13 protein-coding genes and 1 riboswitch are annotated in these 17,400 nt (G+C 51.9%); of the genes, 4 read left to right on the forward strand and 9 right to left on the reverse strand.

Annotated elements, in window-relative coordinates; all coding sequences use genetic code 11:
* Positions 1-19 precede the first annotated feature (19 nt).
* Positions 20-802 (reverse strand): TetR/AcrR family transcriptional regulator, encoded by a 783-nt coding sequence (locus P0X86_RS18555; RefSeq protein ID WP_277746156.1) that lies wholly within the window; start codon positions 800-802, stop codon positions 20-22.
* Positions 803-1,254: 452 nt separating this feature from the next.
* Between P0X86_RS18555 and P0X86_RS18560 the strand changes: the two genes are divergently transcribed.
* Together P0X86_RS18560 and P0X86_RS18565 are read left to right on the forward strand one after the other, a co-directional pair.
* A complete protein-coding gene (locus P0X86_RS18560; protein WP_192571556.1) occupies positions 1,255-2,535 on the forward strand; it encodes an XRE family transcriptional regulator in 1,281 nt (426 codons plus the stop codon).
* Positions 2,536-2,783: 248 nt separating this feature from the next.
* Positions 2,784-3,197: a hypothetical protein gene (locus tag P0X86_RS18565; protein WP_096774143.1), complete on the forward strand. Its 414-nt coding sequence runs from the start codon at positions 2,784-2,786 to the stop codon at positions 3,195-3,197.
* Positions 3,198-3,222: 25 nt separating this feature from the next.
* On the opposite strand, the gene P0X86_RS18570 is transcribed toward P0X86_RS18565, so the two are convergent.
* Positions 3,223-4,332: a threonine aldolase family protein gene (locus P0X86_RS18570; protein WP_277746157.1), complete on the reverse strand. Its 1,110-nt coding sequence runs from the start codon at positions 4,330-4,332 to the stop codon at positions 3,223-3,225.
* A 252-nt stretch (positions 4,333-4,584) separates the two neighbouring features.
* On the opposite strand from P0X86_RS18570, the gene P0X86_RS18575 reads away from it, so the two are divergent.
* Positions 4,585-5,508: a cation diffusion facilitator family transporter gene (locus P0X86_RS18575; RefSeq protein WP_277746158.1), complete on the forward strand. Its 924-nt coding sequence runs from the start codon at positions 4,585-4,587 to the stop codon at positions 5,506-5,508.
* A 414-nt stretch (positions 5,509-5,922) separates the two neighbouring features.
* Here the strand turns inward: P0X86_RS18575 and P0X86_RS18580 are convergent, their stop codons facing one another.
* From P0X86_RS18580 to P0X86_RS18605, 6 genes are all read right to left on the reverse strand, one after another.
* Positions 5,923-7,710, reverse strand: coding sequence for an ABC transporter substrate-binding protein (locus P0X86_RS18580; protein WP_277746159.1), 1,788 nt, complete (start codon positions 7,708-7,710; stop codon positions 5,923-5,925).
* 181 nt (positions 7,711-7,891) lie between these two features.
* Positions 7,892-9,178 carry a histidine--tRNA ligase gene (locus P0X86_RS18585; protein ID WP_277746160.1) on the reverse strand — a complete coding sequence of 429 codons (1,287 nt, stop codon included), beginning with the start codon at positions 9,176-9,178 and terminating at the stop codon, positions 7,892-7,894.
* 253 nt (positions 9,179-9,431) lie between these two features.
* Positions 9,432-11,501: a catalase gene (locus P0X86_RS18590; protein ID WP_192571552.1), complete on the reverse strand. Its 2,070-nt coding sequence runs from the start codon at positions 11,499-11,501 to the stop codon at positions 9,432-9,434.
* A gap of 250 nt (positions 11,502-11,751) precedes the next feature.
* The gene (locus tag P0X86_RS18595; RefSeq protein ID WP_192571551.1) at positions 11,752-12,612 is read right to left on the reverse strand and encodes an RNA polymerase sigma-70 factor; all 861 of its coding nucleotides are present in this window, start codon (positions 12,610-12,612) and stop codon (positions 11,752-11,754) included.
* 38 nt (positions 12,613-12,650) lie between these two features.
* Positions 12,651-13,838, reverse strand: coding sequence for an NAD(P)/FAD-dependent oxidoreductase (locus P0X86_RS18600; RefSeq protein ID WP_277746161.1), 1,188 nt, complete (start codon positions 13,836-13,838; stop codon positions 12,651-12,653).
* A 172-nt stretch (positions 13,839-14,010) separates the two neighbouring features.
* A complete protein-coding gene (locus P0X86_RS18605; protein ID WP_277746162.1) occupies positions 14,011-15,459 on the reverse strand; it encodes an aminotransferase-like domain-containing protein in 1,449 nt (482 codons plus the stop codon).
* 101 nt (positions 15,460-15,560) lie between these two features.
* Here P0X86_RS18605 and P0X86_RS18610 point away from each other — a divergent pair, with 101 nt between their 5' ends.
* Positions 15,561-16,478: a DMT family transporter gene (locus P0X86_RS18610; RefSeq protein WP_277746163.1), complete on the forward strand. Its 918-nt coding sequence runs from the start codon at positions 15,561-15,563 to the stop codon at positions 16,476-16,478.
* A 116-nt stretch (positions 16,479-16,594) separates the two neighbouring features.
* Here the strand turns inward: P0X86_RS18610 and gcvH are convergent, their stop codons facing one another.
* Positions 16,595-16,984 (reverse strand): glycine cleavage system protein GcvH, encoded by a 390-nt coding sequence (gcvH, locus tag P0X86_RS18615; protein ID WP_036660848.1) that lies wholly within the window; start codon positions 16,982-16,984, stop codon positions 16,595-16,597.
* 169 nt (positions 16,985-17,153) lie between these two features.
* Positions 17,154-17,276, reverse strand: a riboswitch (glycine riboswitch).
* Positions 17,277-17,400: the final 124 nt, after the last annotated feature.

Below are 17,400 nucleotides of genomic sequence, written 5' to 3' on the forward strand. Positions count from 1 at the left end.
TATTCGCTCCTTATCAGCTCTATAGTTTTAAAAACCGCACGATATCCATGGCCTCCTCGTGCAGCTTTCCGCGGCGAAGCGAGAGCGAGGCGCAGCCGACCAAGGCGGCCAGCAGCATTTCCGCGCGCTGCAGCCGATACGGCGGCTCCGCCGCGTTTGCGCCGGAAGCGGCAGCCTCGTTCGCCGCCCGCCCGGTTTCCAGCAGCGCGGCAAGCGGCACAAGCACCTCTCGGCGAAAGGCGGTCGTAAGCGGGGCCGAGCGCGCTTCAGGCAGCGCGGCAAAGCCTTCATCGGCCAGCTTATGCAGCAGGAATAGGGCGTGATCCTCCGCCCAAAGCTGCAGCAGCCGGACGCCGGCGGCGGCGACGGGGCCAAGCTCAGCGGCAGCAGCCGTTTCGAGGCTTGCGCTGCGGGAATCCGCGGCAGCCGAATTACCGATGTCAGCCGCCGCAGCCAAGCCGAAAGGCCAGCCCACAGGCGCCTCTCCCGAAGCAGATGCGCGCGAGATTTCCGGCGGGACCTCCCGTTGAGCATCCGGCGAGACCTTCGGAGGGACATTCAGCGGGACCTCCAGCCATTCCCCGGCCCGCTCCAATGCGTCCCACAGCAGATCGTGAAGCAAATCGCCCTTATTGCTGTAATAATGGTATACCGTTCCATAGCCGAGTTCCGCCTGCGCAGCCACATCGCGGATTTCCAGTAAAGGCCCTTTTTTCAAAAACACATCGGCAGCGGCTTTACGGATTTGCGCCAGACGCCGCAGCCGGATCTCTTCGTTTTGTTCCTTCGTCCGTGGAGTCATCTCGTCCGTTCACCTCTTTTGTTTTTTGACCTACTCTTATGTCAATATAAAACATCAGCTTGCGAATAACAAGAGTATAGCTGGAGGATTTGCGGTTCAGCCTAGAAATCGGTGCTTGACCACAGGTTAACCTTAAACGCGCGGACCTGTTTAGAACATTGCTGCGCTAACGTTTCTCATGGCCTTAATCGGCTCCAAAACTCAAATCATGGTCACCAACAACCATTAGATATTTCCCCTCTTTTACGCACCCGCATACACTCTTCCGGCCAAGCACCGATTGATCGTTTCGGGCCGGAAATCCAGCTAATCCCCAGGCTGAGGCTAAAGCACGTTTTATTTCAGAATCTTAATACTAGGACCTTTCTCCTCTTTTAAACGTTCATTCCGGCCGGCGGACACCGAGCATGGTATACTCTTCCCAACCATTCAATGATTAAGGAGCCTGTACCGTGCTAAAAGAACGCATTGACTACTTGTGCAAGAAGAAAGGAATATCCCGCAAAGAGCTGGTTGAAGGATTCGTGACCACTGCCCACTTTGCGAACATCCTTGCCGAACGATATCCATTGCCCGAAGACCTTGCCGGGCATCTGGCGCAGCGCCTTCAAGTGTCTCCTTCCTACTTGGTGAAGGCAGGTAACACCGATCAAGATACGCTGGAGACCGCAAATCGCATTTTTGAAGAGCTTTCCCAAGCGGCTTCGCTTCTATCAGAAGAGCGTATCCACGATCTTCCGGATCGCCATGACTGTTTAACGGTGGAGCTCACCGTAGCTTTGATGAAAGCCGTTTATTACCAACAAGTGAATGATGCGGTATCCCATGATTACCTGCACCAGAACTATCTGAATTTTTACCTCGAGAAGTATGGGCGCCCCGATGAAGCCGAGCTCCCGCTGCCTGCGAAAAAAGCGATGCTTTTCTACAAAATCCAATTCTACCGGTCCAAGAACCGTTATCATGAGGCTTTAAGCCACGCGAACCGGTTAAGCGAATATGTGCGGGAAGGGACCGATTTATGGCTGACCACGCAAAACTTCAAGATGGAGGCCAGCATTTTTTTGAAGTTATACGACCAGGCCAAGCAGGTGTTTGAAGGAACGATGCGACGGGTTTATGAAGAACGGCTATTTCACCGCTTGACCGATCTGTACATCGCTTACAGCGGTTATTGTTACTCGATGGGATTGTATCAGGAAGCGCTAGTCACCCTGTCGATGGCGGAAGCCAATCTGGTGTATGCGGTAAACCAGGGGAATATGTTATCCACCATCATGAACAACCGGATCATCATGCTGACGATGCAGGGAGAGCATGAAAAAGCGGAGGAAGAAATCCGGCGCTTTGCGGAACTTCTCGAACGGGAATCGGCGGAGGTACGGGAGCAATTCCGTCCGATCCTATTGATTTACCGCTGCGAGTCGGCTGCGGCTCAAAAGCAATGGGGGCTATTAACCCAGTACATGCAAGAGTTCCAATCGTTAGAGCTGACAACGGATCAAGAGATGTCCGCATTTTTTTATCAATGCCAGCTCGCCTTGGCTCATGGACACCATGAAGAATTTATGGAATATGCCCTGAAATGCCTGCCGTATTACGAATCCGCTCAGCTCACCATGCGACTAGAATCCTTATATGAAGCATTGGCGGCCGTATCGGAGGAATCAAGGAAGTACAAGGAGTCGACCGTCTATTATAAAAAGCTGGTCTACCTGCTTCGAAACAAATAATTCATGCGTTAGAAGGTCGAAACGACCAACTTCATTCGCAAAACTTTCATCATGACTTACCGTTCATTGGCTTTGCAACCGAATCAACTTGATTGAACCCTATGAATACCGCAAAAGTTTTTCCGAAACGATGAGGTTCATTCCATCATATTGCCCGAAGTTTTGTTTCCTTGCGAAACCATTGTCGCCACAGCTCACCGAGGCTAACATTGAATTATAAATAATTCATCTAAGCGAGGTGCTCGATTATGGGATGGTTTAGCAAAAAGAAAAGTCCGCAGGATGCGCTGGAGAAAGCAGATCAAATGATGAACAAAGGTTTGACGGGTATGATGATGAAGGGTTTAGTGCCGAAAGAACATCGACACGCCATCAATCAAAGTCTGGAGCAAGCTAAACAGGCACAGATGGCAGCGACAGGCGCCCTTTCGTTAACGGCGACCGCCAACGTACGATCCATACGGGATACCGGAAAGCTGATCAATTTCGATCCCGTCGTCATCCTAGAACTGGATGTCACCGAGAACGGAGGAAAGCAATATACCAAAACGCTGGAAACGCTCGTATCGAAACTGCAAATTCCGAGAGCCGGTGATACCATCGGCCTCGCTCAGCATCCAGCCAATCCATCGGAACTGGTCTATATGGGGCTGATAAGCTGAATGCGCCACGTAAAAAGGACCTGAATCAGGTCCTTTTTGTTGTTATATGCCTGAATTTTTCGTTCAACATTCGGAAGGCTTCGTGAATGCTCTCTTTTGGCGTCTTGCCGTACCTCTCCCCGATGTTGACTTCCGAATAACACTGATCTTTCCCTGCCTCGTTCAGATAAGCGACCAATCCGACCCCCGTCGCACGGTACACATCAATCAGGATCGGTTCCAGCTGTTCCTTGTCCATTTCAAAGTACACATGGAACATATTCGATACGGGCACGGCAGGCTTCGTCTTCACGCCTCGGCACTGGCCGAACATCGCTGCTAGCTCTTTGGCTTCTTCGTAATACCGGCCCATGCTGCCTATTCTTTCCGCATAATAATAATCTGAGCTGATAATATACGGGTAAAGACTGACCAGATCGCCGCCATGCCGTCTCTTCCACACTTTGGACTTTGCCGTGAAATCGGTCCCGCCGGCCAGAATGGCGCCGGCAATCCCGCCGATGCCTTTATAGAAAGATACATACACGCTGTCAAAAAGAGCACAGATTTCTGCAGCCGTTTTCTGATAATACGGTGTAATCTCGAACAATCTTGCCCCGTCCAGATGCAGCTTGATGCCTTGAGTACGGCAATAGGCCGAAATGGCCTCCAACTCCGCGTAATCAGGCAGCTGCCCTCCGATTTCACGCTGCGGCAATTCCAGAAGCAGACATGCAATGTCACGATCCAAACGCTGGACGTCCTCAAGCGTAATCAAACGCTCCTGATCGCCAAGCAGAATCGGCTCGATATGATGCAGCTCTTTAAGCCCGTCCTCCTCGTGAATCTCCAAATGGCAAAGCGGGTGATACGCCACTCGCTTCAGATCCGCATCATCGCACCAGATCCGCAAAGCAATCTGCTGCGCCATCGTTCCGCTGGGAAAGAATACCGCCGATTCCTTACCCAGAACCTCTGCCATTCGCGTCTGAAACTCTTCGATGATGGCGCCCTTGCCGTATGTATCCCCCATCTGCGACCCATCCGCGCTGCGAAATGCCTCGAGCAGCACTTCAACATTCCTGCGGCTATGGCCAATCAATGGGTATGCTGTTTCGCCGTAAGCCTCGCCAAGCGATTTCCGCTGTTCTCCCATGTCGCAATAACTCCCCTTGTTCCATCGATTTTGAGCCTATTCTCTTTACATTGAATGAACCACCCTTTAAGCATACTAGATAAATGAGCAAGTGAAAAATAATTTGGATGACCTAACTTTTCGGAAAAACTTGACAACAGGAGCAGTCTGAAATAACATTGTATATGAGCATATGTTCATATTAAAATTTAATCGGCTTTTTGAATCATTCGTTCAACATTCTTAGGGTTTATCTGAAGGGAGTTTTCGATTATGCACCATCACAACCACCGGCACGGTCATGACCACAGTCACCATGATCACGCCCGCTCAGGGAATAAGAAAGGTCTTGCCATCGCCCTGATCATCACGCTCGGCATTATGATTCTAGAATTTGTGGGAGGCTTGCTTACCAACAGTCTGGCCCTGTTATCCGATTCCGGCCATATGCTAAGCGATGCCAGCGCTTTGCTGCTCAGTCTGGTCGCTTTATGGTTTGCCGCAAGGCCCTCATCGCCGAACAAGACCTACGGCTTTTACCGTTTCGAAATACTGGCAGCACTATTGAATGGCGTCGCCCTGTTTGTCATCGCCGGCTTTATCGTCTGGGAGGCGATTCAACGCTTTGATGACCCGCCGGCCGTTGCCAGCGGCAGCATGATGCTCATTGCGTCCATCGGCTTGTTGGCTAATCTTTTGAGTGCATGGTCCTTGATGCGGATGGGCGACGTGAAGAACAATGTGAACCTGCGAAGCGCCTACCTCCATGTCATCGGCGATGCGCTTGGCTCCGTAGGTGCTATTGTCGCCGGGATTCTCATGATTGCATTTGGATGGTATATTGCAGATCCTATGATTTCCATTTTGGTTTCGATCCTGATCCTGAAAAGCGCCTGGAGAATTATACAGAATACCGTTCATATCCTGATGGAGGGTGCACCTGCAGCGATTAACCCTGATGAGGTAACGAAATCCCTGCTGTCCATTCCGGGAGTCACGGGCATCCATGATCTCCACATTTGGACGATTACGTCCAATTTCGACTCCTTGAGCTGCCATCTTGTCGTGAATGATGACGTGCCTGGTTATGAGATCCTTCAACAAGCGATTGATCTTCTGGAAAGTCGATTCCACATTGAGCATTCAACCATCCAGATTGAGAACAGCGCCATCGCTCATAAAGAATATAAAGTGTGATCTGGTTCCTGCGGTAGTCCTTCCGTTCATGAAAAGGGGAAATCCGGCTGCCGAGGTTTACACTTTTTACAAGCTCGGTTGACCTCCATAATGAGACTATCAAGACATTCTACGTAAGTTACCGCGAAATCCTGAATGTCTGATAGGGAGGTTGCCATGAATAACGATATATATACGCTGGAGAAGCTAAATGAATATCGGCAAGCACATTGGGACGAACTGGATCGTCAAGGAAGATTCATTATTCATGATGAGATCGGCGTTGGTGAATCGGAGTCAAATGCGAGGAATCGTCGACTTATCGATAAGCTTTACGGGTTCTTTCGAAAGCGGAGATCACGAAAAACCCATTCAAAATCCTTATAAGCCAAAAGAGCAAGCGCGGTTGTACGCGCTTGCTCTTTTTTACGGGAATCACGCCCGCCAGATCTGCTTAAAATCCAGCCATCCCAGATTATTAATGACGACTCCCTTGTAAGAAGGATGCAAACTTGCGAAGAATCTCGTATGAATCAGGAATGATACATGCGCTTCCTCCCGCAGCCTCTCCTCGATGTTCGATAAAATGCTCAACCGCTCCTCGCACCGTTCGCTGGCAAGCGCGTCATCGATGCATTCTTTTACCCAATCCTGCAGGGACGGATCCAGGAACTCTTTGACAATGCTGCCCTCCTGCTCGTAATTCTCGATGATGCATACTTCTTCGCCCGGAAGAACTAGGCCGTGCAAAATGCAGTCCATACTATTCACCACGTCGGGATGCAGCATGGTATCCATACGTATCTCCCGGATCATCAATGAAATCCCAACGGAAGCACACTGATTCTGGATCCATTCGGCATCCTTGATATGATTGGCCAGCGTTGCCATGATGACGGGGGAACCGTCGTAACCCGACTGCCTCAACAGCGACTTGGCGAACTCGGGATCATAACGGTCTTTGCGGTAAGGCGCTTGTTCATCCATAATGAACCCTCTGGCCGGATAAAGACGATTGTCGCCCAGCTCCCGGATCATCTCCGAACGGTTCAGGATCAGATTGAATGCGCGGCGAAATTCGACGGATTGAAACGGCCCCTGTTTTTTCATATTCCATGTAATCAAAGTCGTGCAGCCTTCGGAGGATTCTATGATATCCACAGCATGATGGTCGCCGCCATGACCGAATTGCTCCGAATCCTGCAGCAGCCGCTCCCAACTGACGTTGCAGTGCTCGGCATCTTCCGGCATCATAATGATTTGGATGCTGTCCAAATGCGGCCGCCCTTGATAATAGTGGGCATTCGCATGAATGGTCAGCCTTTCCTCGGTCCATTCCTCCACCTGAAAGGGCCCCGTTCCGACAGGAAGCCTCCAGAACTGTTCTTCATCCTGAATCAGCAGATGTTTAGGCACGATGGACATGCATATGGAACTGAGAAATCGGATGAAAATCCGATTCGGCTTATTCAGGATAAAACGGACCTCGCGGGGCGACACCGCCTCTACGCTGTGAAGTTCTCGCACGATCCAAGCATTCCGTCGATCCTGACCCAAGCGCTCCACCGTGAATTTCACGTCCTCTGCCGTTAATTCCTTGCCGTCATGGAACAGAATCCCTTTACGAAGATGAAACGTCCAGCTCGTTCCATCCTCGCTGCTCTCCCAATGATGCGCAATCACAGGCATGTATTGATCCTTTGCTTTATCGTATACCACCAATCGATCGAATATTTGCTGGATCATATGAGCTTGAAAACTGTAATAGCACTCGGCGGGGTCCAAGGTTTCGATCAGCCGATAAACCGGCAGCCGCAGCGAGTCCCTGGCTTCTTCCTCCCCTTCCTTCATCTCCTTGCAAAAGCCAAAATGCCCATTCATCCACTCCACGTAGGAGTCGTTGGTCCGAATGCCTTCTCCGTAGGTACGAAGCAGCTCAAAGGCTTGCTTGTATTCCCCTTTTTCCGCGAGCTGCTGTGCCGCTTCCTGAAGCAGCTCTGCTTGATCCGCTTGAAAGGTCAGCTTGGACCGGTTTCCTCGCCCGCGTCCGGCTTTCCACAGAATCCAGCCCTTCTCTTCGAGCTTGCGCAAAACGAGCTTCGCGTTGCGCGACGTGCAATAAAGCGTGTCGGCAATCTGCTCAAGCGTCACTTCCGTAGCGGTATGGACTGGAGCGTTAACAGCAAGCTTCCGGTGCAGCATGAAAAATTGTTCGTACAGCATTGCAATCCGCTCCCCCCTTGGTAAAATCCAATACGTTTATTCTACTTGGAGATCGTTTCGAGCGCGAGTACCTTTTCGGTAGAAATCCATTATATTCAAAAAAAGAACGGCTCCATTCCCCCTAAACCGTTAGCCTTAAACTGCACATCCTTGTTACATCACAGAAGCCCTTCGTTTCATATCAAGCCATCAAGTTCCGGCTTATGAACTCCTCCGCTTCCTTCAATTTTAATGTAAGCTCCATGCCGTCGGACATGTTCTTCAATCGAAGCACGCCGGCCGCCGCTTCATCTTCGCCGATCAGAATGGCATAAGGGATGCCTTCCGCCGAAGCTGAGGCTAAGGTCTTTTTCAATTTGCGCCGCTGGGTAGCCAATCGGGTACGAATCCCGCGATTCCGAAGTGCCGCAGCAGCCATCAATCCTTCCGGGACAGCTTCTCCTATCGGGATGACCACAACGTGTGGCCTGTTCGTTTCAACCACCCGGTCCCGAAGCATCTCCATGATGGATTCCATGCCGAACGAAAGCCCTACCGTCGGATATGCCATATCTTCCCGTCCAACAAGCTGCCCGATGATCGCGTCATATCTGCCGCCGCCGCCCAGGCTTGATCGAAAAGCATGGGACGCGTCGTAAATTTCGTAAACGGTTCCCGTGTAAAACGACAATCCCCGGGAAAGAAACGGATCAAATACGCAGACGTCCTGCAAACCGACACGCTGCAGCAGGCTTTGCAGGATTTGAACTTCGCGCGCGCCCCGCCCCGGCTCCAGGTTGTATGTTCTGGTAATCTGCTCGAACGTCGGTTCCTTGAGATCCACGAAACTCAGGACGTTGCGACAAATTTCCTGATCAATCACCTTATCCGCGAGCTCTTTCCGAACCCCTTCCCTCCCGATCTTGTCCAGCTTATCCAGTGTCAACATGACGGATGAACTTAGGTCGGCCGGTACACCCATAGCTCCCAGGAGTTCACCCAGAAAGCCACGATTGTTCCACCTGAGGACGATCGGAATTTCAAGTCTTCGGAACACCTCGGCTGCGAGCTGCATCAGCTCCGCTTCCGCTTCCGGACCCGCAACCCCCACCACATCGACGTCGCACTGCAGAAACTCCCGCAATCTGCCCCTTTTGACGGGGCCGTCCCGAAATACCTTCCCCATCTCATATCGCTTGAATGGCTGGCTGATGCCTGGGTTCAGCGCGATCACCTTGGCGAACGGTATCGTCAGGTCGTAGCGCAACCCCAGCTGTCGCGCTCCCTGATCCGTCAGATGATACATCTCCTTGAGTATTTCTTCTCCTCCAGCATACTTGGAAGACAGCAGCTCCAATTCATTCAGGATGGTTGACTCCATCTCCGCGAAATCGTAACATTCAAACACTTCACGAAGTGTCGATTGCACCTTTCTCCTTACAGCCTGTTCCTGTCCAAAATAATCATATGTCCCTTTTACGTTCTGCATCGCTGCTCATCCTTTCGTTCCGAGAAAATAAAAAACGCGCCGGACCTCATGGTCCCGCGCGCTTGGTATGCGGCAGGGAGGCCAACGCGAACAGCGTTAGCCCGCCCTGTAGATTTACAGGCGTGCTAACGCTGCTTGTGATGATGAAGTTGATTCGATTTGATGCTGTTCATGTCATAATCCCCTTCACTTTGAGCCATTGATTAAGGGGAATTATAGCGCAGCTGATCTATATATTCAAGGGCAATTCCTCTTAGATGGTTCGGGACCAATGGCGATGTGCCGCAATCGCATCAATGAAGGCTTGGCCGAACAGCTTCGAATCCTCATTCTCTTGAGCGACCACGATCCCTTCACCGCTCGCCGCCGGAAGCAGATTCATTCCTTCGGCGATGGCCGCGATCGGTTTGAAATGCTGATAAGCTTCCTTGATGAAGTCCAGCACCTTCTGCTCCGTCAGGAGCTCTGACACGCTTAGCGCCCCGCCCGCCACAAGCACCGCGTCGAATAACACGGAATCCGCCCCCAGGAGCGAATGTTTCACTTCCAGTTCTCCGCCGGATTTGCCTGTAATGACGCCAAGCTTCGGGCTAACCACTTCGGTGATGATGCCGGCTTGCTGAAGCTGCGCAAGCACGAACGGAAGCTCGTCCGTGAATCCATTGCCTGCAAGCACAGCTACCTTTCGCGTTAACGGGAGCTTCACGGTGTTCATCATGCTGAGTGCCGGAGAGGAGTCTTTGGAAGCGGAGCCGCTGGTTTGGGGAGGAATGGTTCCTAACCCTTCCGAGATTCTTGTCGCGAGTTCGCTGTCCACATTTGCAAACAGGTCGACGATCTGCTGGCGGATCTCCTTCCGCTGCACTTTGCCAAGCTCGAACTGGAATGCGGATACGATATGCTGCTTCTCCACCTCGGACATGCTGTTCCAGAACAAAGCCGCCTGGCTGAAGTGATCCTTGAAGCTGTCGCTTCGGGCTTGCACCTTGCGACCCTCTACCTTCTCGGTATAATGCTCGTAGCCGCCTCGTTCGGCTGGAACGGGCTTGGGCGTGTTGCCCGCAATGCCGTTCTTATGATAGCTGACCGGCCCCTTATTGATGGTCATGCGGTGCATCCCGTCCCGTTGGTTGTTATGAACCGGCGCAATTGGACGATTAATCGGAATTTCATGGAAATTCGGCCCGCCCAGACGGGACAGCTGCGTATCGGTATAGGAGAACAGACGTCCCTGCAGCAGCGGATCATTGGTAAAATCGATGCCGGGCACGACATGACCCGGATGGAATGCAATCTGTTCCGTCTCCGCAAAGAAATTATCCGTATTGCGATTAAGCGTCATTTTTCCGATGATTCTGACCGGAATGATCTCTTCCGGCCATATCTTCGTCGGATCGAGGATATCAAAATCAAAATTGAATTCCTCGTCCTCCCCGATCATTTGAACGCCAAATTCGAATTCCGGATAGTTCCCCGTGTCGATGGCATCCCATAGGTCGCGGCGGTTAAAGTCGGGATCCTTACCTGCCAGCTTCTGCGTTTCGTCCCACACGAGAGAATGAGTGCCCAGCACGGGTTTCCAGTGGAATTTCACAAAATGCGCCTTTCCTTCCTCGTTCACGAAACGGAAGGTATGCACGCCGAAGCCCTCCATCATTCGGAAGCTTCGCGGAAGCGAACGGTCGGACATCGCCCACATCACCATGTGCGCGCTTTCCGTGTTGTTAGCTACAAAATCCCAGAACGTATCGTGAGCGGACTGCGCCTGCGGAATCTCGTTATGGGGCTCGGGCTTTACCGCGTGAACGAAATCGGGAAACTTCATCGCATCCTGTACGAAGAATACAGGCATGTTGTTGCCAACCAGATCATAGTTGCCCTCTTCCGTATAAAATTTAGTTGCGAAACCGCGCACGTCCCGCACGGTATCGGCTGAGCCCCTGGAACCCGCCACCGTCGAGAACCGGACAAATACGGGCGTCACGACGGAAGGATCCTGCAGGAATTTGGCTTTGGTATAATCTTTCATCGATTCATATAACTGAAAATAACCATGGGCTCCAAAACCGCGGGCATGCACAATGCGCTCAGGAATTCGCTCATGGTCGAAATGCGTCATTTTCTCTCTGAAATGGAAGTCCTCCATTAACGTCGGACCGCGTTCGCCGGCCTTAAGCGAATGCTCATCCTCAGAGACCGTAAGCCCCTGGTTCGTGGTCAAGTTCTTCCCGTCATTGTCTACCGTAAATTGTTCCAGCTGTTGGTCCTTGCTCGTCTTGTTGTTGCTGTTGTTGACATTCGAATTGGAATTTGAATTGTCCATGATCGGAACCTCCTGGTATGTAGTAGATGAGTCTCTGACAAGTGTTTCCCTTGGTAACAGGTCCGCTTGCGGACCCGACATCTAATTACCCTGCAATATGGAATACGAATCCAGTTTCATGCGACCTTCATAAAAAGCTCATGCAATCGAGCTGCAGGCTTAGCGCCGGGACATTCAACGTCTTTCCCTTGCCAATAAAAAAAGCAGCCTCCCTCTTCAAAAGGTCGGCCGCAATGTAAACTGTAATGGCTTAAATCCCTGTCAGTTTATCCGGATTTCTCACGATATAGATATCCTGCAGCAATCCATTCCGGATATTGAAGAAAACGACGCCCGTTACGTTCCCGGCTTGCCGGAAAACAACCCCGGTTTGATGGTTCAATTCCCTGACCTCGATCTCCGGCGCAACACCATCCTCCAGCAGTGCTTGGCGCAGAATGCCGCTAAGAAAACGGGCAACCCGCTCCCGGGTTTCGACCGGCCTTGCCGCCGCGATCACTTTACCGCCGCCGTCGGACAGAAGAACGGCATCGTCCGCCAGCAGGGACAGGACATGTTCGGCGTTTCCCTCGGACAGGGCCGTGAAGAATCGGTTTACCCATTCCTCCTCAACGGACCCTACGCCAATCAGGTCTTCCTCCGTGATCCCCATTTTTCCTCTTGCCCTGCTCATGAGCTTGCGGCAGTTGGCCTCGGTTTTATCGATCAGCCCGGCGATTTCCGGGTAATCGAATCCCAGCGCTTCCCGCAGGACGAATACGGCCCGCTCCGAGGGAGACAGCCGTTCGAGCAGAACCAGCATGGCATAAGAGAGCAGCTCTTGGTTCTCGACGGTCTCATAGGTCTCGCCATAGGATTCCGGAATCGGCTCGGGAAGCCAAGGACCGAAATACTGCTCTCTCCGATTTCTGGCTGACTTGATCTCGTCGAGACAGCGATTCGTCACCATTTTGCACAAATAGGCTTTGGGCTCCCGTATTTGTCCGATGGGAAGGCTTTGGACCTTCACGAACACATCCTGTACCGCATCCTCTGCATCCGTAACCGTTCCGGTCATTTGATACGCCAGATGAAACAGAAGACCCTTATACTGTTCATACAGCTCTAACATACCGTCTTTTCATCCTTTCAAGCAGGATCGTCCCTTATCTAACGAACCATGCTGGAATAATTCCACATGAACGATTTGACCTTGTAAGCCAGCTTTCCTGTGATCATCAGATCCATTCCCCAGGCACGTGACCACACCAGGCCGTGTCCGGGTCCCAATCCAACCGTATACCCTTCATTTACGCTCCTGTGCTTGGCGGCTGGGGTTCCGGTTACATCCGCCTGCACGATGCCGCCAAGCCGCGCCGCTTGCGGAATCGCTTCCTTGCATGTCATCCGGTCTGCAGCACCGCTTGCGGGATCGACCACATGCGCGCAATCGCCAATGCCGTATATTCCCGGCGCATCCTTGACACGGTAGCTTTCATCCACAACGATCTGCCCGTCCGCCGTCACGGGCAGCCCCAGGCTAAGCAGGGCGGGATTCGGAGCCAGACCAAGCGTCCACACCGTAAGGCCGACAGGGATGGGAGCTCCTTCAAGAAAATGAAGCTGCCCCTGTTCCTCCTTAAGCGCTCTTCTCCCCTGATGAAGGACTATGCCAAGCTCGGTTAGATATCGTTCAAGCCGTTTCCCTACTTTGGCAGGCCCTTCGAGGAACAAGCGATCCTGAGCATTGAACAGATGCACCCGAATATGTTCCGGGTCTAAACGGAGCTTACCCGCCTCAGCCCGCATCGCATGAATCAGCTCGGCCGACGTCTCGATTCCGGTAATGCCTGCACCGGCTACGGCAATACTCATCAGCCGCTGCTTCTCCTGCGCATCCGTTTCTGCTGCCGCAAGCCTAAGATTGGACTGCCAGTGTTCCCGGATACGTTCCGCCGCTTCCATGCCTGTCAGCGATATGCCGCCTTGTTCCGGTGCTGCCTGGCGCACGACGCTTCCAACCGCCATCACAAGGACATCATACTCCATCCTATGCTCCTGCCCTCTGCCGTCTTCCAAGCTCAGCAGCTTGCTCTCCTTGTCAATGTTAGTCACCCTGCCCTGTATGAAGCGGGTGCCTTCCGGCATGACCTGTTCCCACGGGACGGTTATGCTTTCCCCACTTACGGCAGGGCGGAATAAAAGCACTTTCCGCACATGGGCGGAACCTTGATCGATAAGGAACAATCGCAGCTTTCTTCCGTTCAGCCCTTTCTGGCAGCCTTTATGAATGGCTTTGAGGGCATGTATGCCGGCAAAGCCTCCCCCTACGACAACGCATGTGAAATCCTTTATCAAAACAACCCATCTCCTTTGTTTTATGCGATTTGCACATAACACGATGAGGGGGCTGCTTTTGTGACATGACCGCCAACCTTTTTTAAGGGAACCGGCTGCTCTTCATCATCAAGCCCCATAAATACTCTCTTTGCTGTCCGATTCATCCTTAAAATCATGCCAATATGTTGCGCTAATCCTGCTTCACACGGTCCGATATCTCGACGAGGCGACGTATTCCCTCATCCAGCTGAACTTCGCTGATATAAGAGTAACTGAGCCTGATCCACGATTCCATCCGATCCAGCGGATCGCATATCCGTCCGGGAACAAACGCTACCGATTCCGCCAGGCATTGCTGCAATAACGCATCCACGTTGATCGTTTCCGGCAGCCGTACCCATAGATTCAAGCCGCCTCCCGGGCTGCTCCAGCTCCAATCCGTAGCCGCCAGCAGGTTCTCCATCCTCGCTTTTCGAAGCTCCAGCGCAATCCGAAGCTTGGCCACATGCTCCTGCAGCCTGCTGGAGAAGAAATAATGCTGAAAAATCTTTTGCGTCAACAAGGGCGTACCGTTGTCCGAAAGCGCCTTGACCGGTACGATTACCTTCATCAGCTCCGGACGTGCGGCCAGGACCGATATCCGCAGGCCAGGGGCAACGTATTTGCTGAAGCTTCGAATATGAATGACGTAACCCTCGGTATCGTAATAAAAAAAGGGCAGCGACGGCGGATCTCCAAAATAAATGTCGTGATAAACCTCATCCTCCACCAGAATGCATTCATATCGTTCGGCTAGTTCAACCAGCGCCTTGCGCTGCGTTACCGGTACCGTATATCCTGTCGGGTTTTGAAACGTCGGGTTCATGTAGAACAGCTTCGGCTTCTCCGTCCGCATCATATATTCGATATGTTCCAGGTCGTATCCTTGCGGCGTAATCTCGATGGGGAGCAGATTGACATTTTGCTGAACAAAAACATCAATCGCCGGGCTATATGTCGGCCGTTCGATCAATACAGCATCTCCGCTTTTGACGAGCGAACGCGAAATCAGATCAATCGCTTGCTGGGATCCCGTCGTAATCAGCAGTTCTTCCGGATGAACCGCTATGCCCTGCTTCTCCATGAAATACCGGGCCATTTCCTCGCGCAGCTCCAAATCTCCGGACACCGAAGAATAAGTGCTTAATACCTTCGGATACATGTCAAACACTTGTTTGACGTGGTTGGACAAGAATGCATTCGGCAGCAGCGCAGGATCGATGAGCGCTTCCGACATCTGGTAATCGACCTGATGCCTGTGAATGTCGGACAAGCGGCTGCGATTGACGTACAGCGATCTGGCCTGATATTCCCAAGGCGGGCTGAATGCAAGGGGTTCCGCCGAAACGTCTTCTGCCTTACTCGCCACAAAATACCCTGATTTATATTTCACTTCCACGATGCCATCCTTTAGCAGCTGCTGATAAGCCTTCAATACCGTTAATCGATGAACCTTCAAACGCTCCGCCATGACCCTAACCGACGGCAGCTTGTCAGACTCCTTCCACTCCCCTGTTGCAATGCCCTTAGCAACGGTATCGTAAACCAGCTGCTGCAATGACCCTTTTCCTGCCTTTTCATCCATCATCGAAAGCTTCATCCGTTCTTTCCCCCTGACCTATTTGCAGGCGAATCTGTTCTATCAGACCCGAATCTGTTCTATTAACTACCTATTATAGTATAGAAAAAGGAGGATGCAGCATGATTATTTTTAACTACTTATTAATGTGCGCCATTTTCAGCACCACGTTTCTCGCGATCAAAATCGGCGTGGAGGCTGGGCTGCCGCCATTTCTCTCGGCGGGGCTTCGATTTCTTCTGGCGGGCGCCTTCATCTTCCTGTGGATGATATTGCAGCGCAAGGCAAAACCGAGCCTGCTCTTGCGCAAGGAATTCCTTCTGATCGGGATGACCAGCACGTTTCTGACGTTTGCGACGCTGTATTGGGCCGAGCAGCATGTAGCTTCTGGCATTGCCGCCATTCTGTCGGCTACGGGCCCCATGATGATCCTGATGATTCAATCCGTTGTCATGCGGAAGAAAGCCCGGCGCAGCGATTACTGGGGCTGCGCGGTCGGATTCGCGGGCGTGTGCGTGCTCATCATGCCCAAGCTGGCGATCGGGAGCGACCTCATCTGGATTCTGAGCTGCATGGTCATCCTTATAGGCGAAATCGGTTACAGCGTGGGCTCGCTTGCTACCCGCAAACTGTCCTTTGACATGCCGGATATCTCGCCGATTACGATCAATGCGGTGCAGATGATGCATGGGGGCTTGGCTTTATTGCTTCTATCCTTGTTCAGTGAACGCGGGCAATGGACTGGGCTGACAACGATGCCGGCCATAGGATCCGTCATATATTTGACAATCGTCGGCTCGATGCTGGGCCATAGCCTGTATGCCTGGCTGCTAAAAGCGACGAATGCCTTTTTCCCGTCCACCTGGCTCTTCGTGTCGCCGATCATCGCGCTGGGACTCGGTGCATTTCTGTACGGCGAAACGATTTCACTTTATTCGGTCCTAGGCAGTTTGTTCATTATCGGCGGAATTCTGATCGTGAATCTGCCTGAGCTCCGGACACGTTTCATGTCGCGCCGCATGGCATCAAGCTCAGGATAAAGCGTGGCATGGTTCCCCGAATGAATGGACAAACGGAAACGGCTGCGATCCGTAATTCTCGTTACGTGTCGCAGCCGTTATGCTATGCGTTCGTTCCTATTGTAATGTTACGATTCCTAATCCACTTTGGCACGATAAGCATCCGCGGTCAGCAGTTTGCCTAGCGCTTCGTCCAGATCGCCTTCCACCTCTACCTCCATAATCCATCCGCCTTCATACGGCTCTCCGTTCACAAGCTCAGGCTGGTCTTCCAAGGAGGTATTCACTTTCGTAATGGTTCCGGAAACAGGGGAATACAGCTCCGAAACGGTTTTGACCGACTCAATGGTGCCGATGCTATCGCCTGCGGAAACCGCAGCGCCCGTCTCGGGAAGCTCTACGAATACGATATCGCCCAGCTGGCACTGCGCATGATCGGAAATACCGACGCGCACCACATTCCCATCGACCCTCAATGCCCATTCATGATCGTCGCTGTACACCAAATTCTCTCTGATTTCGCTCATTTTCGAATACTCCTCTTTTCTTAAAAAATGAAATTAAGGTGAATGAAAAAAAGGACGCGAAAAAAGGCTTTCGCCTTCTCTCTGTCCTCGGTACCTGAGAGTTTGTGATCGGCCGCCTCTTAACGGTTCGATCTTTCCCCTTGGGTGGCTTGCGCACTCTCCAGAGCTGCGTCGGATGGCGGTTCGTTTACCTGAGAGATTACTCGTCAGCCCGGCAGGCATAACGGTTTGCTCCTTCGGTGCCGCTCGGGTTATCCCCAACTCGTTAGCGGTCTCTCCCATCCATCGTCATTCGCATATTCGGTTGGCTTATTCTCCCACAGAATAAAACAGGGACGAGTCGATGTCAAGATTTCTAACAAAAATTTTAAACATGATCCTATTTTTGATGAAATAAAGGTTGACACTTTATGGAG

Origin of the sequence: Paenibacillus sp. BR1-192, assembly GCF_029542445.1 — a bacterium.
GTDB classification, from domain to species: domain Bacteria; phylum Bacillota; class Bacilli; order Paenibacillales; family Paenibacillaceae; genus Paenibacillus_AQ; species Paenibacillus_AQ lautus_A.

What these genes read in the sequence shown, in the direction of transcription:
- P0X86_RS18555 (WP_277746156.1), bottom strand. Translation starts at nt 802, where the DNA reads ATGACTCCACGGACGAAGGAACAAAACGAAGAGATCCGGCTGCGGCGT.
- P0X86_RS18565 (WP_096774143.1), top strand. Translation starts at nt 2,784, where the DNA reads ATGGGATGGTTTAGCAAAAAGAAAAGTCCGCAGGATGCGCTGGAGAAA.
- P0X86_RS18570 (WP_277746157.1), bottom strand. Translation starts at nt 4,332, where the DNA reads ATGGGAGAACAGCGGAAATCGCTTGGCGAGGCTTACGGCGAAACAGCA.
- P0X86_RS18575 (WP_277746158.1), top strand. Translation starts at nt 4,585, where the DNA reads ATGCACCATCACAACCACCGGCACGGTCATGACCACAGTCACCATGAT.
- P0X86_RS18580 (WP_277746159.1), bottom strand. Translation starts at nt 7,710, where the DNA reads ATGCTGTACGAACAATTTTTCATGCTGCACCGGAAGCTTGCTGTTAAC.
- P0X86_RS18585 (WP_277746160.1), bottom strand. Translation starts at nt 9,178, where the DNA reads ATGCAGAACGTAAAAGGGACATATGATTATTTTGGACAGGAACAGGCT.
- P0X86_RS18590 (WP_192571552.1), bottom strand. Translation starts at nt 11,501, where the DNA reads ATGGACAATTCAAATTCCAATTCGAATGTCAACAACAGCAACAACAAG.
- P0X86_RS18595 (WP_192571551.1), bottom strand. Translation starts at nt 12,612, where the DNA reads ATGTTAGAGCTGTATGAACAGTATAAGGGTCTTCTGTTTCATCTGGCG.
- P0X86_RS18605 (WP_277746162.1), bottom strand. Translation starts at nt 15,459, where the DNA reads ATGAAGCTTTCGATGATGGATGAAAAGGCAGGAAAAGGGTCATTGCAG.
- P0X86_RS18610 (WP_277746163.1), top strand. Translation starts at nt 15,561, where the DNA reads ATGATTATTTTTAACTACTTATTAATGTGCGCCATTTTCAGCACCACG.
- gcvH (WP_036660848.1), bottom strand. Translation starts at nt 16,984, where the DNA reads ATGAGCGAAATCAGAGAGAATTTGGTGTACAGCGACGATCATGAATGG.